This window comes from Amycolatopsis sp. cmx-4-61 (assembly GCF_046548775.1).
In the GTDB taxonomy this organism is placed as follows: domain Bacteria; phylum Actinomycetota; class Actinomycetes; order Mycobacteriales; family Pseudonocardiaceae; genus Amycolatopsis.
In genome coordinates this window covers 258,217-277,397 of sequence record NZ_JAEBEI010000009.1, presented here as the reverse complement: position 1 = coordinate 277,397, position 19,181 = coordinate 258,217, and the positions used below count along the sequence as shown (strand labels likewise).

General features: G+C 70.4%; 20 protein-coding genes. 6 read left to right on the top strand and 14 right to left on the bottom strand.

Annotated features, from left to right (window positions below; all coding sequences use genetic code 11):
* Nucleotides 1-104: 104 nt before the first annotated feature.
* The 6 genes from ACLJOU_RS26080 to fxlM form a co-directional block, all read right to left on the bottom strand.
* Nucleotides 105-1,292, bottom strand: coding sequence for a hypothetical protein (locus tag ACLJOU_RS26080; protein ID WP_410570725.1), 1,188 nt, complete (start codon nucleotides 1,290-1,292; stop codon nucleotides 105-107).
* A 29-nt stretch (nucleotides 1,293-1,321) separates the two neighbouring features.
* Nucleotides 1,322-2,302, bottom strand: coding sequence for a thiopeptide-type bacteriocin biosynthesis protein (locus ACLJOU_RS26075; protein ID WP_410570724.1), 981 nt, complete (start codon nucleotides 2,300-2,302; stop codon nucleotides 1,322-1,324).
* Nucleotides 2,284-3,456, bottom strand: a complete 1,173-nt coding sequence (locus ACLJOU_RS26070) for a lanthionine synthetase C family protein (RefSeq protein WP_410570722.1) — start codon at nucleotides 3,454-3,456, stop codon at nucleotides 2,284-2,286. The genes ACLJOU_RS26075 and ACLJOU_RS26070 overlap by 19 nt, the downstream gene beginning before the upstream one ends.
* A gap of 35 nt (nucleotides 3,457-3,491) precedes the next feature.
* A complete protein-coding gene (locus ACLJOU_RS26065) occupies nucleotides 3,492-6,611 on the bottom strand; it encodes a lantibiotic dehydratase (protein ID WP_410570720.1) in 3,120 nt (1,039 codons plus the stop codon).
* A gap of 90 nt (nucleotides 6,612-6,701) precedes the next feature.
* The gene (locus ACLJOU_RS26060; RefSeq protein ID WP_410570719.1) at nucleotides 6,702-6,893 is read right to left on the bottom strand and encodes an FxLD family lanthipeptide; all 192 of its coding nucleotides are present in this window, start codon (nucleotides 6,891-6,893) and stop codon (nucleotides 6,702-6,704) included.
* Between the two features lie 44 nt (nucleotides 6,894-6,937).
* The gene (gene fxlM / locus ACLJOU_RS26055) at nucleotides 6,938-8,185 is read right to left on the bottom strand and encodes a methyltransferase, FxLD system (protein ID WP_410570717.1); all 1,248 of its coding nucleotides are present in this window, start codon (nucleotides 8,183-8,185) and stop codon (nucleotides 6,938-6,940) included.
* A gap of 432 nt (nucleotides 8,186-8,617) precedes the next feature.
* On the opposite strand from fxlM, the gene ACLJOU_RS26050 reads away from it, so the two are divergent.
* The 3 genes from ACLJOU_RS26050 to ACLJOU_RS26040 are packed head-to-tail and all read left to right on the top strand — an operon-like array spanning nucleotide 8,618 to nucleotide 12,906.
* Entirely contained in the window at nucleotides 8,618-9,868 is a 1,251-nt protein-coding gene (locus ACLJOU_RS26050; RefSeq protein WP_410570715.1) for a tyrosine-type recombinase/integrase, read from the top strand.
* Nucleotides 9,868-12,276, top strand: a complete 2,409-nt coding sequence (locus ACLJOU_RS26045) for a tyrosine-type recombinase/integrase (RefSeq protein WP_410570713.1) — start codon at nucleotides 9,868-9,870, stop codon at nucleotides 12,274-12,276. Before ACLJOU_RS26050 ends, ACLJOU_RS26045 begins: the two co-directional genes overlap by 1 nt.
* A 48-nt stretch (nucleotides 12,277-12,324) precedes the next feature.
* Entirely contained in the window at nucleotides 12,325-12,906 is a 582-nt protein-coding gene (locus ACLJOU_RS26040) for a hypothetical protein (RefSeq protein WP_410570711.1), read from the top strand.
* Between the two features lie 6 nt (nucleotides 12,907-12,912).
* Here ACLJOU_RS26040 and ACLJOU_RS26035 read toward each other — a convergent pair whose 3' ends face one another.
* Genes ACLJOU_RS26035 through ACLJOU_RS26005 form a run of 7 tightly spaced genes read right to left on the bottom strand, consistent with a single transcriptional unit; the run spans nucleotide 12,913 to nucleotide 15,025 of the window.
* The gene (locus ACLJOU_RS26035; protein WP_410570709.1) at nucleotides 12,913-13,053 is read right to left on the bottom strand and encodes a hypothetical protein; all 141 of its coding nucleotides are present in this window, start codon (nucleotides 13,051-13,053) and stop codon (nucleotides 12,913-12,915) included.
* Nucleotides 13,046-13,558 (bottom strand): hypothetical protein, encoded by a 513-nt coding sequence (locus ACLJOU_RS26030; RefSeq protein ID WP_410570707.1) that lies wholly within the window; start codon nucleotides 13,556-13,558, stop codon nucleotides 13,046-13,048. The genes ACLJOU_RS26035 and ACLJOU_RS26030 overlap by 8 nt, the downstream gene beginning before the upstream one ends.
* A complete protein-coding gene (locus tag ACLJOU_RS26025) occupies nucleotides 13,555-13,785 on the bottom strand; it encodes a hypothetical protein (RefSeq protein WP_410570705.1) in 231 nt (76 codons plus the stop codon). Before ACLJOU_RS26025 ends, ACLJOU_RS26030 begins: the two co-directional genes overlap by 4 nt.
* A 21-nt stretch (nucleotides 13,786-13,806) precedes the next feature.
* The gene (locus ACLJOU_RS26020) at nucleotides 13,807-13,983 is read right to left on the bottom strand and encodes a hypothetical protein (RefSeq protein ID WP_410570704.1); all 177 of its coding nucleotides are present in this window, start codon (nucleotides 13,981-13,983) and stop codon (nucleotides 13,807-13,809) included.
* Between the two features lie 18 nt (nucleotides 13,984-14,001).
* A complete protein-coding gene (locus tag ACLJOU_RS26015) occupies nucleotides 14,002-14,361 on the bottom strand; it encodes a hypothetical protein (RefSeq protein ID WP_410570702.1) in 360 nt (119 codons plus the stop codon).
* Nucleotides 14,362-14,378: 17 nt separating this feature from the next.
* Nucleotides 14,379-14,660 carry a hypothetical protein gene (locus ACLJOU_RS26010; protein ID WP_410570701.1) on the bottom strand — a complete coding sequence of 94 codons (282 nt, stop codon included), beginning with the start codon at nucleotides 14,658-14,660 and terminating at the stop codon, nucleotides 14,379-14,381.
* Nucleotides 14,661-14,719: 59 nt separating this feature from the next.
* Nucleotides 14,720-15,025, bottom strand: a complete 306-nt coding sequence (locus ACLJOU_RS26005; protein WP_410570699.1) for a hypothetical protein — start codon at nucleotides 15,023-15,025, stop codon at nucleotides 14,720-14,722.
* Between the two features lie 157 nt (nucleotides 15,026-15,182).
* Here ACLJOU_RS26005 and ACLJOU_RS26000 point away from each other — a divergent pair, with 157 nt between their 5' ends.
* Nucleotides 15,183-16,673 carry a helix-turn-helix domain-containing protein gene (locus tag ACLJOU_RS26000; protein WP_410570698.1) on the top strand — a complete coding sequence of 497 codons (1,491 nt, stop codon included), beginning with the start codon at nucleotides 15,183-15,185 and terminating at the stop codon, nucleotides 16,671-16,673.
* Nucleotides 16,674-16,679: 6 nt separating this feature from the next.
* The gene (locus tag ACLJOU_RS25995; protein ID WP_410570696.1) at nucleotides 16,680-17,594 is read left to right on the top strand and encodes a phosphotransferase family protein; all 915 of its coding nucleotides are present in this window, start codon (nucleotides 16,680-16,682) and stop codon (nucleotides 17,592-17,594) included.
* A 54-nt stretch (nucleotides 17,595-17,648) separates the two neighbouring features.
* On the opposite strand, the gene ACLJOU_RS25990 is transcribed toward ACLJOU_RS25995, so the two are convergent.
* Complete coding sequence (locus ACLJOU_RS25990; protein WP_410570695.1) at nucleotides 17,649-17,855, bottom strand: hypothetical protein; 207 nt, start codon at nucleotides 17,853-17,855, stop codon at nucleotides 17,649-17,651.
* Nucleotides 17,856-18,209: 354 nt separating this feature from the next.
* On the opposite strand from ACLJOU_RS25990, the gene ACLJOU_RS25985 reads away from it, so the two are divergent.
* Nucleotides 18,210-19,055 carry a hypothetical protein gene (locus tag ACLJOU_RS25985; protein ID WP_410570693.1) on the top strand — a complete coding sequence of 282 codons (846 nt, stop codon included), beginning with the start codon at nucleotides 18,210-18,212 and terminating at the stop codon, nucleotides 19,053-19,055.
* Nucleotides 19,056-19,181: the final 126 nt, after the last annotated feature.

Here is a 19,181-nt window from a genome sequence, read left to right as displayed (position 1 = left end):
AACGCCAAGACGGTGGGAGCCGGTACCGGTCGACGAGATCTTCGGAGAACGGGCCGAGCCCGGCTCGCTCGCCCTTGACCCACACGATCGGTGCGCTGGTGTCGCTAATCGTTCTCGCCTCCGTCTTCACGGGCCGGGATGGTGGGCGGTATCGCGAACCGCGCTGGGATGGCGACTCGGCTGGCCGGGTCGGGCTGCTGGAGCGCCACGTGTAGCACCTGGGCTGCGGCGCGGGTTGCGTCGAGCAGGCTCTGCCGAAGGGATTCCGGCAGTGTTCCGATCCCCAGCCCGGAGGCGTTCACCAGGTCGGTGAGCTCTGCGCGCTGCTCCTCGGTCACTGCGGCCGGTATGTCGCGGTACCGCAGTACTTCCCTTGCGGCGTAACCGTCTTCCGACTCGATCACCTCGCCGACCACCTGGGTGAACACTCGGCTGGCCGCGTCGGAGTCGACGGTGTCGGCGAGCGTGGTCACGGTGAGCCCGAGCTGTGCGCGGAAGAAGGCGTAGCCGGGCATCGGCGGGCGCTCGACGAACCGCGTGATCATCGCGGTGACGGCCTCTCGTCTCGAGGTGCTGTCCGGGTTGGCGCACATCACCTTCAGGCAGGAGGCGACCTGGAGTTCCCACGGCTGCTCCGGGGTGCTTTCCGCCAGCGACGCCCGCGCCGCTGCCAGGTCTGCGTTCAGGCAGTGGGCCACGATCGTGGCCTGGCGGCCATCCATGAGGTGCAGGCCGATCCCTCGATGAGCATGGGCGTGGGCGACCGCGTCGTCCCACCTCCGCGCGAGTACCAAGGCCCGGACCCCCTCCCCGATGAGGTGCAGCCACACCCATTCGCGCAGCTTGTGGAGTTCGGTGCGGGTCCCGGCCAGGTCGGTCAGCGGCAGAGTGCGCCCGTCGACGACCAGGTCGGTGCTGGTCCTGACGGCCTGGAACATTGCCTTGAGCAGACGTAGCGCCTGGTCGCCGTCGCTGGCGCGCAGCTGCAGCCGGGCGAGGTTGAGCACGGGTTCGAGCATGTGGCGGGCTTGCAGGACGGTGAGCGATCGATCCGCGACGCGGTAGATGTCGATGTGCTTCCAGCACAGGTCGCGGGCCAGGTCCGGCAGACCGCAGTCGCTGGCGATCAGTGCCGCCTTGTTCAGGACGCTCGCGCCGTCAGCCAATCCGTCAGCGTCGTCGTATCCGGCGGCACGGGCGATGTCGACGATCTCCTGGACCCGCCCCGGCAAGGCCGGGCACGAGGGCCGAGGACGGCCCAGCAGCGGAAAGCGGCGGACCACAGCGTCCAACGTGGACAAGCTCGACGTGGAATTCATCGTCAGCTCCGAGGCAGCGGCGCCGTGGTCGCCGCGCGGGCGAGGATGCCTTGGCTGGTGGCCGAGAGACCGAACCGGTTCCAGTGGAAGATCACCACGTGGGCGAGGATTGCCCGGAGGCCGCGCTCGAGATGTCCTTCCGCGGCATCGTGACCGAGCTGCCGACCCATGGTGCCGAACGCGGCGAGCCAGGGCGCGGCGTGCGCAACCGGGCCGCCGGAGGCGAACAGCGCGCTGTCGGCCAGGTCGGGGATCGACAGGAGGACACGCACGTTGTCGGCCAACGTGTCGATGCGCGCGATGTCCGCCTCGGCGGGTGCGGGACGCAGCCGGACGACCCGGTCGAACACGTCACCGCACTCGAACGCGTCGAGCCCGGCGGATCGCATCAGCCCGCTCAGCAGCAAGATGGACAGTTCCCGGCGGCCGAGGCCGGGCGCGTCCTGGCGCAGGTAGTCGAGCACGCCGGCGCTGTCCGCGCAGAACAGGTCGTGGACGGTGTCCATGCCGGTGGAGCCGCCAAAGGCGGCGGTCTCCGGCTCGTACACCGTCGGCCACCACCGCGCGATCACGCCGGTGCCGGTCAGCTCGTCGAGCACGCCGTCGACGACCGTTGCGTCCGCGCGCAGCAGGCGTAGCCGCCAGCAGGGGTGCTTGCGCAGGAACCACCAGCCGGCCACCGCCCCTTCGGTGGTGAGCCGGTCCAGGGCCGAGCCGAGGCTTGTGGCGGCGACCGTCTCGGCGGCCGACCAGTCGGCGAACTGGACACGCACCTGGTACCAGGCGTCTTCGGCACGTCGTTCCAGCGCGGCGAGCCCGGCGGCCTGGTAGGTCGCCACGGCGTCGTCGAGGTCGGCCGGGCCCAGGGCGTGGCGAGCCGCGACGGTGCCGGGGTCGGCACCGGCGAGCACCGCCAGCACGGCGGCGTTGAGGCCGGTGGGCACGGTCGTCCGGGACGTGGTGGTCAGGTGATCAGCAGGCATGCGTCCCATCCCGTGTGAGGCGGCGTGCTGCGCCGCGCGGTCTCCAGCGCCAGGTCCGTCCCGGCGCGTCCGGTCAGTAGCCCGCTCGCGTTCGCCGGGTCGCCGTCCTCGTCGCCGCACGACGGTGTGTGCCCGGCGAGTCGGTCGGCCAGGGCTGGGAGCCGTCGGGCGAGGGCGGGACTGCGGGCGTCGAGACAGGCGCGGTAGGCGGTTTGGTAGATCCCGGCGATGCCGTGGCACAGGCCCGGCTCGGTGATCCGGTCGAGCTGCGGGTCCGCCAGGCTCGCGGCCAGGGCGTCCTCGGCGGCGTCCTGACGGTGCACGTCGTCGGTGGCCAGAGCAGCCAGTTGCTGGGCGCGGGCGATGCCGACCGTCCCGTAGCACCATGCGGTACGACCCGGGTGAACATGGACGGGGCGGCCCGCACGCAGCTCTTCGCGGGTGATCCATTGCGGCCACCATGGCCCGTCCGGTCCGTCCTGGCGCCACCGGTCCAACCAGGCCGTGAGCACGGCGATCGCGTCGCGCTGGCCGTCGACCACGCAGCCGCCCAGGGTGGCGAGGGCGAGGAAGGCCAGCAGTCCGGCCGCGCCGTGGGCCATGCCGAAGTTCGCGTGCCCGCCGGGGGTCGGCAGGATCTCGTCCGGGTCGTGCGCCACCCACCAGCCCGGCAGCTCGGCGCCGTCCTCGTGGCGCGGCCGGGTGACCAGGGTGACGACGTACCGAAGGATTCCGGCCAGCTCGTCGCTGTCGGGGTGGTGGCGCAGTAGCAGCGCGCCGATGCCGGTGAGCCCGTAGAACAGGTCGTACTCGGCGAAGGTGGCGTGCTCTCCGCGGTCGATCCGGGTATCGGCGGTGGCCAGGCGTCGCCGGGTCAGGCGCAGGACGTGTTCGTCCATCGTCTGGCTGGCCGCGCGGTAGCGGGGGTGGCGGTCGGCGGCGGTGTGCAGCAGGAACGCGACCGCGGGCGCGCCGTAGTAGAGGCCGGCGTGGTCGGCGGCGTCGACCGGCCCCGCCACCACCCGGCGGATGTGGCTCTGCGCGGTGGTCCAGCTGCCGGAGCCGGTCCAGGCGCGTTCGACGTGCAGCAGCGCGGTCCCGACCGCCCCGCGGGCCAGGGACTGGCCGGCCACCTCGTCGAGAGTCAGCGTCACCTCGTCGCCTTCTGGGCGTGGGGTCGTGGCGGGGGTCATCGGGCACCGGCCAGGGCGAGGAGGCGCAGCGCGACTGCGCGGGCGAGGCGTCCGGTCTCCTTCTCGAACGTCGGATCGACGCCGACAGCGCGGATGTGGTGCTCGTGCAGCAGCGTGCGCAGCACCACGCCCGGCTCGCGCCCTTGCTGGGCAAGGACATCGTGATAGGTGTGCAGCGCGGTGTCGCGGGCCTGCCACGCGGCGGCGACCGCGTCGCCGCCCGGTAGCGCTCGGACCGCTCGGTACTGATCGGCGGGGTCGGCCACCGCAAGTGCGCCGTCGCGAAGCTGCCGGTCCAGCGGCCCGTGTTCCTGCGGCAGGCATCCGAGCAGCGCCCGGTACCCGGTCTGGGGATCGGATGCGAGGGACGCGGCCAGGTGCGCCATCGACGCCGCGGCCACGGCCTGGGCGGGAATCCCGGACGTCTGCGCCGCGGCGAGCTGGGCGATGGCGGCCGTGGTGTCGGTGGCGAAGACGTGCTCGGCCGCGGTGAGGGCGGGGCCGTCGCCGTAGCGGGCGGGGTGCTGCGACGCCGGGGCGAGGGTCAGCTGGCCGGGAAGCCCCCGGGAGTCAAGGTCGGCCGCGAACGCGGCCAGCCGGGCGGCGATCGGCCCGTACTGCTCGGGGCCAGTCAGGCGCAGGAACACGGCGATGTGTTGATCGGTCTCGGGCCGGATCATGTCGCGGTGCCGCCGCACCCACCACGACTCGACCGGGCCGCCCGGGTCGTGGAGTTCGGCGACGAACCGGGGCAGGTGCGCGGTGAGGATCTCGTCGAACCGGGCCGGGTTGCCCACCAGCTGCGCGTGCACCACGGCCGAGTCCCCGGGCTGGAGGGCGGCACCGGGTGCCGTGGTGGCGGGCAGCGGCCGCTCAGGCTGGGCGAGCGTGGTCATGGGGATCAGCAGCTCGGCCGGTCGCCCGATCCAGCCCTGCCCGTCCGGCGGGCTGTCCTCGTGCAGTTCGACCCGGTCGGTGCGCTCCAGGCGGGCGTGCAGCAGGGCGCGGTCGAGTTCCTGGTCGAGATCCAGCGGCAGGCGCAGCTCCCCGTGAACCAGCACCACCCGCGCCGGTACCCGCCACCGCTGCCGCCACGCCCGGAACGCCTCCTGCCTGTCGTGGGCTCTGGATGGGGCCTCGAGGTCGATGCTGGAGAGGATCCAGCGAGCGGCGGCGAGCACGGTGCGGCGGTAGCGGATACGCGGGACGTAGGGCAGGACGCGGGCGGCGCCGAGATCGAAGCCGCGGAACACCGCGCTGCGGGCGTCGGCGACCTCGGCGAGGAACCGGGCCAGCGGCGGGCTCTGCGCCGCGGTGTCCAGGGCATGCGGAATCCGCGGGATCACCCGCCGGCCGGTGGAGACCTGCACCAGGTACATCTGCTCGGCGTCGGCAGTGACCGCCAGATCGTCCACCCCGACGACGGTGAGGTCCGGGCGCGTCGGATCGGGGTGCTCCGACAGCGACACGACCTCGCCCAGCAGCGGCGGCACACGCACCACGTTCTCGTTGTGCGGGCGGCGCGGCGGAAAGGACAGCTGCACCGCCACCGTTCCCGGCCCGGTCCGACCCGCCGGTCCTGCGGCGTAGGTCGCGGCGAGCCGGTCGTGGTCGGCCTGGTCCAGCAGGTAGGCGAACCGGCCGGCCATGCTGGTGTGCGCGGGCGGCGCGGCGGTGACCCGCAGGCCGAACTCGCCGCGGTCGATCGCCGCGGCCGACGCGGCGGTCACCTCGACACCCAGTTCGATCCGCTCGGGCAGAACGGCGTCGGTGTGCTCTCCGACGGTCAGCGCGTCGACGTCGGCGTCGGTCAGGCCGATCTCCGACGCTCCGGTCAGGGTGGCCTGCTGAATCAGCGCCAGAAGGGCGGAGTCGCGGTCGGTCAGCACCCGCCACGCGGGCCGGGCGCGGGGCGCACCGAGGTAGCCGGCGGGATATCCGAGGCCGGAATCGGCGAGCAGGTCCCGCACCGGCACCAGCGCGCGGGGACCGTAGCGGGCGAGAAACCGGGCGTGATAGTCCAGCCACGCTGCCGTCCCGAAGGGTTGCGTGCCGGTCCGCAGCAGGACGGTGGCAGCCCGCGCGGCCTCGTCGAGCACCCGCTCCGGGACGGTGATCGTCGCGTCGATGCGCACGTCGGTGGCCACCACAGGGCCGGCTCCGGGAACCAGGGCGGTCATCCGGGCTGCGACCGCCGCCCGGACTTCCCTTGCCTGGTCAGGACTGCTGGTGTGATTGTGCCGGGCCAGCTCGGCGCTGATCGCGTCGAGCTCGCGCAGATCGGCGGCGACGTCGTCGAGGGTGCCCGCTCCGGCCGCGCGCAGGGCGCCGGTCAGGTGGGCCACGGCGTCGGCGCTGGTCATCGGCGGCCGCAGGCTCGTGATCAGCACGCCGGCGTCGACCAGCCCGTGCAGCAGTGTGTCGATCTTGCCGCGGGACGCGGAGGGGAACTCGGCGATCAGCCGGTCGGCGAGGGTGTCGAAGCGGATCGGCGAACCGGCCGCGGCCAGGACGAACCGCACCGGTCGGGTGAGCCGCACCGAAGACTCCCGCAGCGGCCCCGGAGTGGAGGCCCCGACCTCGGCGCGGCGGTGCACGATCACGCGCCCGTCACGCACGAACCGCGCGTCGTCCACCACGACCGTCAGGCGTGGGCGCAGGTCGGGGCGCCGTTCGAGCCGGTCGATCAGGGTGGTCAGCCATTCGCCGTCCACCCGCGCCACGGCCCGGTGCCACGTGCCGACGGCGGCCGTCGCGGCGCCGACACCGACCGCGGCGACTCCGGCGAACAGGCCGAAGGGCGTCGCCCGCCGCTGCCAGCGCAGCAGGTAGGTCGCCACGGACACGACAGCGCGGCGCAGCTCCTTGGCCGTGAGCGAGGCGGTCTCGTCGGCGAGGATCTGGTCGAGACGCGCACCGAGGACGGGGCTGGCCAGCGCCACGGCGTCCCGGACATCCGGGCGCGCCCACACTTTCCCCAGCCACGCACGGCCTTCCCGTTCCACCACGGCCGGGTCGGCGGGGTTCAGCTGTGTCGGTGGGTCGAGATCACCGGGATCGGTGGTGACGCGGGCCAGAACAAGGCCGGTGTGCTCATAGCGCGGGGACACGGTCATCGCGATTGGCTCTCCTCACCGGTCACGATCAAGGGCAGCGCCTGGCCGTCGGCACCCAAGGCTGGCTCGGGCGCCGACGGCAGGGTTGGATCAGAGCGGGTCGTTGGAGAACGTGGTGCACGCGCTGGTGCTACAGGTGCTGCCGCACCCGTCGCTCGTGTCGCACATCATGATCACGAGCTTGGTGGTGGACTCCACCACGCGCATGTCCAGCTCGAACTCCGCGTCGTCGACCACATCGACCTCGGGGGCCGTGTGCTCGATTGCCAGTGCTGCTGACATTCGGTTCCCTCCTTCACTTCTCAGGGTTGTGCAGGACACCCCGGTCACCGAGCGGCGTCGGCCGCCGATGACCAGGAGATCGTGGCCACGCCGTGCGTCTTGACCAGCACGGCCGTGTCCTTGCCGAACTCGGGACGGTCGGAGCCGGTCGGCCAGTAGGTGAAGGCGGGTTCGCGGTCGCGGGCTTGGCGGTCCCATGCCTGGATCTGGTCGACCATCGCGGTGGCGGCGGCGTCGCCGTGCGCGCCGTAGGCGCGCGCGCCGAACTCCGATCCGCCGCCTTCGGGAAGCGGCCGGACGGCCAGGTAGGCGAAGGAGTCGCCGTGCACGGCGCCGAAGGGGAACCAGCTCTTGCGTTCGGCGGCCATCTCGGTGCCCTCATCCACGGCCAGCTTGCAGAAGCCGGGCAGGAACGCGGCGAACCACAGGTGCAGGTCGGCGAAGGAGACGCCGTGCTTGATCGTGACGCCCGACCACACCTCGGTGCGCTCGGTCTTCAGGACCCCGTCCAGCAGGCTCATGTCCGCCGGAACGTCGCCTTCGAAGCGCAGCTTGACGTGGTTGCCGCCTGCGTCGGGCAGCAGGAAGACCCGCTCGTCGCGGGCACCCTCGCCCTGCATCGGGACGAACCCGGCCACCTCGGCCGAGGTGCTGACCAGGTGGTCGCCCTCGCGGCGGAAGGCGATGGTGCGGGTGACGCCGTTCATCCGCAGTGGGACGACGATCGTGCCGTCGGCGGACAGCTGCTCCAGCCACGCCGGGGCGAGGTCCCAAGCCCCGACCGTCACCAGAATCGCGTCCACGGGCTCGTGCAGGCCCGGCAGCGGGTTCTCGGCGTCGGCCTGTACGACGGTGACCCGGTCGCCGTACCCGGTCTGCTCCAGCAGTTCGCGGGCGCGGTCGGTCACCTCCGGGTCGATGTCGACGCTGACCACCCGGCCGTCCGGGCCGACGACCTCGGCCAGCAGGGCGGCGTTGAAGCCGCCGGACCCGATCTCCAGCACGCTCATGCCCGGACCGAGCCCGGCCTGCTCGATCATCCGGGCCTGGATGTAGGCCGCGCTGGTGGAGGAAATGACCACGCCGTCCGGGTCGCGTTTGATCGCCACCGAGTTGTCGACGGCGTAGGTGACGTCCAGCGGAGTGCCTTCGGCGACGAACAGGTGCCGCGGCACGGTGCGGAACGCCCGCTCCACCACGGGTGAGGTGATCATCTTGTTGGTGAGCAGCGTGTCCACCAGGGCATCGCGGAACTCTGCGGCGCGGGCATCGTCATGTCGGAGTGTGTTCACTTGATTACCTTTTCAGAGGGGTCTGACAGTTTTGGGGACCTGTGCGTCTCCGCGGGGCCGGGGGCGCGCCGCGCGCGGTGGGACACGGCGCGCCCCCGGGTCATGTCGCCTCCAGCGTCACGACGGCCGGTCGGCCGGTGGCCGCTGCGTGCCTGCCGGCGCAGTCGGGGGGTGAGCCGTCGGCGGCGATCAGGTGCTGGTGGGCGATGCGCCACACCGAGCACGGATGGCGGCGGGGCCGTCGCCATCCCGAGCACTCCGGGCATCGGCCGTGCTCGTCCGGCTGGTGGGCGGCCAGCAGTGCCCGCCACGCCGAGGTCAGTCTGATGACCTGTTGACCGGACTAACGGGAGACACGCCGCGGTGATGTGTGTGCTTGTCTCGTCGTGGTCGGTAGACCTCACCCACCTTCAACAAGAGAGGTGGCGTGGGTTGTTCGATGCGGTGGAGCGAGACATCCGAGCCATTCGGCTTCCCCGGTGGGGCCGAGTCGTTGCAGCCGAGGGCGTCGTGCCGTGGCTGGTAGTCGACCCCGAGGGCGTGCCGGTGGTCCCCATCAGGCGGTTTCTCGCGGATTTCGTGGCGCGGGACAACCGGCCAGGCTCGGTACGCAGTTACGCATATGACCTGTTGCGCTGGTGGCGATGGCTGCGAGTCGTCGAGGTGGCATGGGACAAGGCAACGCCCACCGAGGGGCGAGATCTGGTGCTGTGGTTGAAGCAGGCCGAGAAGCTACGGCGGTCCCCGCGGACCAAGTCGGCGGCGACCGCCGGCACGGTCAACCCGATCACCCGCAAGCAGTACCTGGATGACCGGTACAAGCCGCGCACGACGCGGCATTCGAACGCGGTGGTGCGCTCGTTCTACGAGTACTGGATCGACATCGGCGAGGGGCCGCTGATCAACCCCGTCCCTCGGGACCGCGCCCGCGGCCGGCGACGACCTAACGCGCACCACAACCCGCTCGAGCCATTCCGGCCCGACGCCAGGCTGCGCTACAACCCGAAAGTTCCCAAGCGCCAGCCGCGGGAGATCCCGGACGAGCGCTGGAACGAACTGTTCGGCGGGCTACGGTCCAACCGGGACCGAGCGTTGCTCGCCCTGGACGTCAGCAACGGAGCGCGAGCCTGCGAACTGCTCGGCATCCGGAGCGTGGACCTGGACTGGGGCGATCAACGAGTGCTGGTGTGCCGCAAGGGCACCGGCGCCGAGCAGTGGCTACCGGCCAGCCCGGAGGCTTTCGTCTGGATCCGCCTCTACCTGGCCGATCTGGGGGAATCGCTGGCACCGAATGATCCGTTGTGGTGGACGTTGCGCCGCCGCGACCGCGGAGACGGTTTGCGGCGGCAGCCCTTGAACTACGAGGCACTGCGAGCAGTGCTCAAACGAGCCAACGATCTGCTCGGCACGAACTGGACGATGCACGACCTCCGGCACACCGCGTCGCTGCGCATGGCCCGCGACAAGACGCTTTCGCTCCGGGATGTGCAGGTCATCCTCGGTCACGCTCACCTGTCAACCACCGCAGACGTGTACCTCATCGAGGACGAGGCAGAGGTGGTCCGCCGTGTTCAGCGCCATCTGGTCGACCGCGAACAGCAGATTCAGGAGCCGACCCAGTCAGTCGCCGTCGGTTACGACGCCAGCGACCTCACCGTTCTGTTCGGAGGGACCCCTCAGTGATGACCTCCATCGAAGAGCGGACCGAACGGCCGTCCGTCCGCGCGCGCCACAACTTCCAGCGGCACGACGCGCTGCTCGAAACAGCCGGCCGGGTCGGACCCGTCGACGACCTGTCCATCGATCAGATCCTGGAGCTGTTCCCGGGGCTGCCCATCTGGCAAGAGGCGATGAAGCGGGCCAGGCCTGATCGGCTCGACGGAGCCCGGCAGGTCTTGCAATGGCTGCATCAGCATCCCGGCGACGGCTGGCAGAGCCGCTGGCTGGCCTCGGGGGCCGACGATGGCACCGACTGGGCCGACACGATCCTCCCCGGTGACCAGCTGGCCGACGCCGTGCAACGAAGGAAAGTGATGCGCGGACTGGCCTGCCTGCTGCTCTGCCGAGTCGTGCTCCCCAGTTACGCCTTCCTGGCTGCCTACCAAGCACACTCCCTGTTCACCTACGCGCGGCTGGTGTTCCGCCCAGACTTGTTCGCCAAGGTCGAGGACAACGCCGCAACGTTCGGAATACGTGGTCGCCGCCTGGGTGAGGTGCAGGCCGTCATCTGCAAGATCGTCCTGCACACCGGGCGCGACCTTGACGAACTCACCGCTGAAGACCTCTTCGCCTACCGCACGTGGGCCACCCGGAAGTCCAACGGTGGAGGCGCGACCATCAACCTGGCGTGGAGTGTGTTGCGCGGCATCGCAAACCTGGGAGAGCACGCGACCCTTCGAGATGCGCTGCGGTTCGGACAACGGCCCACAGCCGAACTGGTCGACTCCTACCGCCTCCAGTCCCAAGAGGTTCGCGACATCTTCGTCCGCTACCTCGACGAGCGCCGGCCGAGCGTGGACTACAGCACCTTGCGCAATTTGGTTACCCAGCTCATCGGGAACTTCTGGGCTGACATCGAGCACCACCACCCCGGTGTCGAGTCACTGCACCTGCCCGAGCACATCGCCGAAGCGTGGAAACAGCGGCTGAGAGTCGTGGTCGGCGCGGACCACAGCACCCGGCCTCGACAGGGCTACCTCGGCATTTTGACGCAGGTTCGAGCCTTCTATCTCGATCTCCAAGAGTGGGCACTAGACGATCCTTCCTGGGCAGCCTGCGCCGTCCCCAGCCCGGTCCGCAAGGGCGACACCGACGGCATCGAGAAGCTCAAGAAACGCACCACCGCGCAGATGCACCAGCGGGTCCGCGACCGTCTCCCACATCTCCCCGTCCTGGCGGAATCTACTGAAGAACATCGTGCGCTGCAGGCTGCGCTGCTCGCCGAGGCCAATGCCGTCGAGATCGGGCAAACCTTCGAACACAACGGAACCACCTACCAACGCACCGTCCCACAGTCCTACATCGACGACCGCCGCCAGACAGAGACACCTCCGGTTCAGGTTGAGAAGGTCGCGACCGCGGAGCGGATCGACCTCACGCGTTCGGAAGACGAGGCCTTCTGGTCCTGGGCGATCGTCGAGACGCTCCGGCACACAGGCGTGCGAGTAGAAGAGTTGGCCGAGATCACTCATTTCGCTCTGGTGTCCTATCGGCTCCCCGACACCGGCGAGATCGTGCCAATGCTGCAGATCGTGCCATCCAAAAGCAATGAGGAACGACTTCTGCTGGTCAGCCCCGAACTGGCCAGCGTCCTGGCTACCATCATCAACCGGATCCGCGGCCAGAATGATGGCATCGTTCCCCTCGTCGCCCGCTATGACTCCTACGAACGGACAACCGGACCCGCACTGCCGCACTTGTTTCAACGCAGACACGGCTGGCGCCGGGACGTGGTGAGCCATAGCACTATCCAGAAGCTACTCAAACAGGCACTCGCGCGAACCGGTTTACGCGATTCCGCAGGCGATCCACTTAACTACACACCACACGATTTTCGCAGAATGTTCGCCACCGATGCCGTCACCGGTGGTCTGCCTGTCCATATCGTTGCCCGGCTCCTCGGGCACGCCAACATCAACACAACCCAGGCCTACATGGCGATCTTCGACGAAGAACTCGTCCGGAACTACAGAATGTTTCTCGATAAACGTCGGTTGGCTCGACCGGAAGCCGAATACCGCGAGCCGACCGACGACGAATGGCGCGAGTTCCAACAACATTTTCAGACCCGCAAACTGGAACTCGGGGAATGCGGCCGCCCCTACGGAACACCCTGCAAACACGAACACGCCTGCATCCGCTGCCCGAGCCTGCGCCTGGACCCAGCCGCACGGAATCGGCTGGTCGAGATCATCGCCAATCTGCGCGACCGCATCCAGGAGGCCAAGGCAAACGGCTGGCTCGGCGAGGTCGCCGGCCTGGACACCAGCCTGAACGAGGCCAGTCGCAAGCTCGTCAGCCTCGACCGGACACGCGACCGGCAACCCGCTGGCCCGGTCAACCTCGGCATCCCGATCATCAAGGACACCTGATGATTCACGGATGCGGTGTCTTGCCGATCCCAGGTCTAGGTTTCCGCCATGACTGGTTACCTCGGACTCATCGGTTCCCTGATCGCATCGAGCGTCGCGTTGTTCATCGCCACCATGGGCTGGCGAAGATCCGACCAACGAGCCCAACAGGACAAGGACGGCGCCGCGGCCCGGGAACGGGCGACCCTGCTGGCCAAGCTGCTCGAGCTGCACCTCGATGCCGTCCATGCCAAACACCTGGGAAGGAACGACGCCATGATGAAGGCGATCCTTCTGAGGCTCCCCGGTCATCTGGCAACCACGCTACGCAGCCGGCTGGAGCTGAAGCACACGATGAAGGACGTGCCGCTCGACCCAGCCAGCGCGGCACGGCTGCGGCCAGCCGAGGAGCACGACGCCGGCCACAAGTGGCTCATCTTCGATCGCTCTTCCGTCCTGACCGGACGCAGTTTCCAGCCCTACCCCGAGTGGATCGAGGCCGAGCTTGCCTATGACATCGCCGGCCAACTCGGCGGCGACCAGGACGCCGTGCTTCTCGCCCTATCGAAGGACGCGCGGAACCCGAAGGACGCGGCCATCGCGATGTTGCAGCAGGCGAAGTCACAGAACGAACTGGAGGGCAGCGACTGAAGAAGATCAACTTTCTAGTCCGGAAAAGATCTCGGTGTCGGCCAAGGCCGCGCGGGATACGAGATCGGCGTCGGTGGCCAGCTTGTCCAGGTAGTCCAGTCGCTGGTGGACCGCACGGCACAGGGTGCCGGCCAGGACTTCATCCATGGTGCTGCTCCTCGTCGATCGGAGTGTGCGGTCGCGGTGCCTGGGAACGGGTGTGTGACGTGGCGTGGTCCGGGTGACCGGTCCGCTGCGCGGGGCTGCTCGGGGATCGGATGTCGGCGCGCAACAGCGGGCTGTCCGCGCGCCGGGATGCCCAGTCGCCGTTGTCGGTGCACACGTAGAGCAGGCGTGCGTACCGGTCGGTGCACGGCCAGATGCCGATGACCGGGGACAGTTCGCCGAGGCCGGGCAGCACCACGAGGTCGTGGAGCCGGATCTGGCAGGCGGGCACCGGTTCCAGGCGCACGGCCAGCAGACGCGGGTCGCGGACCTCGATGAGCGGTTCGGCTTCGTTCTCGAGTTCTCGTTCGGTGCGCCGGTGCTGGCGATGGCAGAACACGCCCGGCTGCGCGCCGAGACGCCGCGGCAGAGTCGGGTTCCATGACCAGAGGCGGCCGGTGCGGTCCAGCAGCGTCCTGGTCGGCGCCGACTGATCGGGCGGGGTCACGGCCGGCTGTCCGCCGCCGCGCGCACAGGTTGAGTGTCGAGCTGCGCGGGGTGCCGGGCGGCTCGGTCGGTGTTCGCGGCCGGGTGTGGTGGCCGGGGTATGGGCAGCGCGTCCAGGACCGTCGTGGCGGCGGCCAGCAGGAGCACGACGGCCAGCATCGCGGCGACCGTCCGCAGCGCGCTGGTCGAGGTGGCGTGAATCGCCGGACGAGGGTCGTCCTCGGGCATCTGAGCGTTCTCCGTTCCTGGTCATAGCCGTCGCAGCCCGTCCAGCACCCGCTGGAGGAGGGCAGTGTCGGTCCGGCGGGGATTGTGCAAGGCATCCACGGCGGCAGCGCGGATGACAGCGGTGTCCTCGGGTACCGCGGTCAGGTCCTCGGTGGGGTCGTCGACGTCGCCGACGGCGGGCAGCAGCTGCGTCGGCACGTCGCCCTGCGATGGGGTTCATGGGTCCTCCGCGCCGAGAGCAGGCATTGGAGCGGTCAGTTCGGCCGGCGTCTCGCTGGCTGGCCTGGGCCTGCCGGTGCCGGTGGCTCGGTGCGGCAGCGGGGGTGCCGGGGAGGGCGGGAACGGCGGGTAGGAGGTGGCCATCGCCAGCAGGCAGCAGTCCGGGCACAGGTGCTCGGGCGTCGGCGGGCGCCGTTCCCAGACGTCGTCCACGGGCAGGCCGCACAGCCCGGAAGCCCTCTGGGTGGGATGCACGACGTGGGCGCGTCCGGCGTAGAAGGTGCCGCCGGGCCGGTTGGTGCCCCACCACCATCCTGTGGCCGTTCCCGCAGGCGGTGAGGTTGTCCTGTCGTCCATCAGCGTCGGCACCTCGATCACGCCTGCCGGGCCCGGGTCGGTTCGGGCACCGCTCCCGCCGGAGCGCCGCTGTCCTGGCCGGTCAGCAGGGCCAGCGGGCACGGCGTGTGCGGCTGGCGGATCGACCAGTCCAGCAACTGCGTCCCGGTGACGCTCAGCGCCGCGACCCGTAGGCCGGCCGAGGCGGCCGGGCCGGGGTGGAGGGTGAGGTAGCCGTGCTGGTGCAGGGCCTGGAGCAGGGACAGCGCGTGCGGCGGCAGCACGTCGTCGTGGTGCCGCAACACCCCGTCCGTGGACACGATCTGTCCTCGCGCGACTCGCTGAAGAACGCTGCGGACCAGGGCCGGGTCCGGGGTGCTCACGGCGCACCTGCCCCGGGACGGGAGCTGATTCGGCGGACGTGGCCGTGCACGCACTCGTAGAACCCGCACACCAGCCGGTACTGGCGGTAGCGGTGGCCGCCGGTGGGGAAGGTCAGCACCGGGCGCGCGTCTGGCGGCACGGAGGTGGGAACCCAGTGGCCCGACCCAGGTCGGGGGTCCGCGTCGGGCCACCGGGGGCTCGCGTCGGCCGCCGCCGTCGTCGACCCGTCCGGCACGCCCGCACCGTGGCGGTGACCAGCGGGAAGCGCGTCCTGGTCGGTCATCGAGATCGGCGTAGCCATGACGTCCACCGTCCTGGTCCGCGCCGGGCTTGCCGATTCCCAGCGGTGCTAGCCCCACTGGGGCTTGACTTCGGCGGCTCGACACGACTGGCTGGTACCGAGTGGGGATCTACGCTGTGAACCTGCGCGAACACCGTCCGGGAACGGAAGGCGAGCCATGACTGGTCAGAGGCGACACCGCTGTCGGTTCTGTGGCGCCGCGCTGGCCGCCGCCGAACCGATGTGCGGCTCCTGCGCCCGCGCCGCCGGGTTCCGCAGGCCGATCCCGGACGGGTTCTACGACGACGCGGACCTGCGCGCTGCGCTGGCGCGCTACGACTTCGGCGCGGTGTTCGCCGCGGTCCGGGCCCACACCGGTCTGTCCCAGCTGCAGCTCGCGGACCTGCTGGATCTGTCCCAGTCGCGGATCTCGGCCGTCGAGCGCGGCGAGCGGCGGCTGACTCACGTCAAGCTGGCCGCCCGGCTGGCCGGTCTCCTGCGCATCCCGCCCCGCTTGCTCGGCTTCCCCGACGAGGCCCCGGGTAGCGTTGTGGCGGCACCGGAGGAGGTGAGCTGGTTGGAGCGCAGGGACTTCCTCGCCCTGGTCACGGCCGCCACGTTGGGCTCGAGTCTGCATCCCGAGCTGGCCCGGCTCGGGTCGTTGCTGCCCGGGGAGGTCGAGCCGGTGACCCGGCCCCGCATCGGCGAAGCCGACGTCGACGCGATCGAGGCGATCACCGACGGGTTCCGTCGCTCGGACTTCGCCCACGGCGGCGGCCTCTGTCGCGCCGCGGCGATCACGCAACTGCACCAGGTGCGCCGGCTGGAGGACGCGGTCTGCACGCCGGAGGTCCGGACCCGGCTGCTGGTCGCGGTCGCCGAGCTGGCCAGCATGGCCGGGTGGATGGCCTACGACGTCGAGGACCACGACGCCGCCCGCCGCCTGTGGACCTACGCCCTGGACACCGCCCGCCGCGCCGACGACCACCCCCGCGCCCCCGACCTCGCCGTGGACGTGCTGCTGGACATGGCCCACCAAGCCCTGCACCTGCACAGCCTCAACCCGGTCAAACACGCCGACCGGGCCGGTGAGGCGCTGCACCTGGTCCAGCTCGCCTCGGCCACGGCCGCCAACCGCCGCCACCCGGTCTCCACGATCACCTCCGGCTACATCTCCGCCGTGCTCGGCTGGTGCCGTGCCGCGCTCGGCGAAGCCGACCCCACCCGCCGCGCCATCGGCAACGCCCAGGACACCTACGCCGCCGCCGACCCGGCCACCACCCCGCCGTGGGCGTGGTTCGTCAACGACGCCGAGATCACCGCCCAGCAAGGCCACTCGCTGTACCTGCTGTCGCTGTCACGCCCGGAGTTCGCGCCCGAAGCCATCGAGAGGCTGACCACGGCGGCGTCCGGGTACGGCGCGGAGTACGAGCGCAGCCGCGCGGTGATCCTGCCCCCGCTGGCCACGGTGCAGTTCCAGGCCGGCGACCTCGACGCCGCCGTGGCCACCGGCTACGAGGCGGTGGACGCGATCACCGGACTGTCCTCCACCCGCGGCTACGCCCGGCTGCGCACCCTGGACACCGTCGCCGCCCCGCACGCCGGCCAGCCCGAGGTCGCCGACCTGCGCGAACACATCCGCAAGACACTGGCCGGCACGGCGGCGTAACCGCCGATGGCCCGGCCCGCCCGCCAGGAGGACTCCGGTCTGCCCGGCCTGCCCGCGCTGCGGGAGACGTGCCGGATCTTCGGCGCCGACCCGGCCGACGCCCGGCTGCTGCACCAGCGCTCCAACGCGGTGTACCTGCTGCCCCGCGACCAGCTCGTCGTCCGGCTGGCCCCGGACACCGCGCTGCGCCGCCGCCGCGCCCAGACCTGCATCGAGGTCACCCAATGGCTGGCCACGCAGCCCGAGCCGGTCGCGCTCGCCCCGGCGTCGGGCGAACAGCCGGTCATCGCCGCCGACGCGGTCGCCACCTTCTGGCCCCACCGGCCCACCACCCCGGCCCCCTCTCTGGAGGACCTGGCGGTGCCACTGCGGCGCCTGCACGCGCTGCCCGCTCCGCCGTTCCCGGTGCCCCGCTACCAGCCGTTGCAGCGCCTGTTCGAGGCGATCGACCTCGACCAGCAGCGCCCGCGCCCGGCCGTCGCCGACGACGATCGCGCCTGGCTGTTCGACCGCGCCCACACGCTGGCCGACGTCTTCGCCACGACCGCGTTCCCGCTCGGTGACGGGCTCGTCCACGCCGACGCGCACAGCGAGAACCTGGTCCGCGCCCCCGACGGGCACTGGCTGCTGATCGACTGGGACAGCACCTGCCTCGGCCCCCGAGAGCTGGACCTGCTCACCGGCATCCCCGACCACTTCCACGAACCCGAAGCCGACCGCACGAGGTTCCTGACCGCCTACGGCTACGACATCCTCAGCTGGCCCGGCTGGAAGCTGCTGCGCGACATCACCGAACTGCACGCCCTCGGCGCCTACATCCGCCTCGCCCCCGACAAACCCGCCGCAGCCGCCGAGCTGCACCACCGTGTCCGGTCCCTGCGCACCGACGACCGCTCGGCCCGCTGGCACGCGATCCCCTAAGCGGTGCCAGCAGGCCGTGCGGTCGCGTGCCAGCCGATCGGCAAGAACGTGCGGTCAGAGATCGCCCCAGGGGTAGTCGGCGCTGAACCGGTCAAACGCACGGTTCAGGTCCTCGTCGCGGGCTTCATGATCCACGAAAATGGACGATCTGGTGATCAGGCCGGCGGCATCGAGCACTGCGGCGACCGCGTGCACGATCGCCGCGTACCGGGCTGGTGGCACGTCGAACGGCAGCCGCACCCGAAACTCCCGCGCTTCCACGGGCTCAACGATGCCTGTACCAGGCAGGCGACACCAAGCCCCTATCGGGCGGCTGCCGGGCGGGTGGTGCCCCAGTCCGGTGACCTGGCGCGTTGCGCGCCGTCCCCCCAGAATCCATGATCATCGGGTCTGGTCTGAGAAAATCGGAAAGTCATCCCTCGAAGGGGGCACAGTCCCTGTACCAGGAACCAGCCCACCAGGGGTTTCGCGGCAAGCCGGTGTAGCGGTGTTCGCGGTACTCGTAGCCGGCACTCGTAGCTGGCGATCGAGGTTGTCGAGTAGCACTGTCTCCCGAGGCAAGTGACCCGGGGCTGGTGAAACCACCGAGTCGTCCTGCGAGCGCATGATTGGTCCATGCACGACGACAACGGGTTCGAGCCCGATGAACAAGCAGCCACCCGGCAAGAGATGGTGGCCGCGTACGTCCGCCGCTCCAAGCGTAAGCAGGGCGTCGGGATCCGCAAGGCCTTCCTTCAGCAGGGCGGCCGTGGGCGCCACGCGAGACCCGGCCCTCTGGCCAAACTCGTGCGCAACGGTGACCACCTTGCCCTCAACGCCTACCTCTTCGCGCGCATGCTGGGCAGCCACGACCCGTGGGACGTCCAACTCGACTCGGGTGTGTGGGTGCGAGCACTCAACCTCGACCTGGACGACAGGAAGGCGACCGCCGCTCGCGGCCTGGTGTCCAAGGCCCTGCGTCGGCTGGAGGACGACAAGCTGATCACCCGGTCGCGCGCCGGCCGCAAGAGCGTCGTCTACCCGCTGCACGAATCCGGGAACGGCGACCCGTACTCCGAGATCAGCGGCGAGCGGGACGACCCATACCTGCAGATTCCGCTCATTTACTGGACCAACGACTGGCACCGCAAGCTCCACCTCGCCGGGCTGGCGATGTTGTTGATCGCGCTGGACGAGCAGCGGGAGTTCTGGCTCCCCGCCGACGACGTGAAGAAGTGGTACGGCATATCCGTCTCCACCGCGAACCGCGGCTACGCCGAGTTGGAGGAGCACGGCTTGCTCGCCTCCAAGTACCGCAAGGTCCGGAACGAGCTGTCCGCCGACGGCGTGGACCGCCGGCTGATGCGGCGCCTGACCGGCGACTTCGCCAAGCCCACGAAGAGGCCCAAGCTCGAAAAGATCGTTGCCGACAGTACGCCCGAGGCCGGTCTGCCGAAGGTGCCGCGTCTCCGCGCCGTGTAATTCGCTGGCCTTTCCGGCTTTCCTCGCTGCCTTCCTCGGTTTCTGCGCCATCAGCTGAGTACAGAAACCGACCCCGTTTCGCGCGGGTCTGAGCACCAGGAGGACCGGTGACCGAGCACAACAACA

What these genes read in the sequence shown, in the direction of transcription:
- ACLJOU_RS26075 (WP_410570724.1), bottom strand. Translation starts at nt 2,302, where the DNA reads ATGCCTGCTGATCACCTGACCACCACGTCCCGGACGACCGTGCCCACC.
- ACLJOU_RS26065 (WP_410570720.1), bottom strand. Translation starts at nt 6,611, where the DNA reads ATGACCGTGTCCCCGCGCTATGAGCACACCGGCCTTGTTCTGGCCCGC.
- ACLJOU_RS26060 (WP_410570719.1), bottom strand. Translation starts at nt 6,893, where the DNA reads ATGTCAGCAGCACTGGCAATCGAGCACACGGCCCCCGAGGTCGATGTG.
- ACLJOU_RS26045 (WP_410570713.1), top strand. Translation starts at nt 9,868, where the DNA reads ATGACCTCCATCGAAGAGCGGACCGAACGGCCGTCCGTCCGCGCGCGC.
- ACLJOU_RS26040 (WP_410570711.1), top strand. Translation starts at nt 12,325, where the DNA reads ATGACTGGTTACCTCGGACTCATCGGTTCCCTGATCGCATCGAGCGTC.
- ACLJOU_RS26035 (WP_410570709.1), bottom strand. Translation starts at nt 13,053, where the DNA reads ATGGATGAAGTCCTGGCCGGCACCCTGTGCCGTGCGGTCCACCAGCGA.
- ACLJOU_RS26025 (WP_410570705.1), bottom strand. Translation starts at nt 13,785, where the DNA reads ATGCCCGAGGACGACCCTCGTCCGGCGATTCACGCCACCTCGACCAGC.
- ACLJOU_RS26015 (WP_410570702.1), bottom strand. Translation starts at nt 14,361, where the DNA reads ATGGACGACAGGACAACCTCACCGCCTGCGGGAACGGCCACAGGATGG.
- ACLJOU_RS26005 (WP_410570699.1), bottom strand. Translation starts at nt 15,025, where the DNA reads ATGGCTACGCCGATCTCGATGACCGACCAGGACGCGCTTCCCGCTGGT.
- ACLJOU_RS26000 (WP_410570698.1), top strand. Translation starts at nt 15,183, where the DNA reads ATGACTGGTCAGAGGCGACACCGCTGTCGGTTCTGTGGCGCCGCGCTG.
- ACLJOU_RS25995 (WP_410570696.1), top strand. Translation starts at nt 16,680, where the DNA reads ATGGCCCGGCCCGCCCGCCAGGAGGACTCCGGTCTGCCCGGCCTGCCC.
- ACLJOU_RS25985 (WP_410570693.1), top strand. Translation starts at nt 18,210, where the DNA reads ATGCACGACGACAACGGGTTCGAGCCCGATGAACAAGCAGCCACCCGG.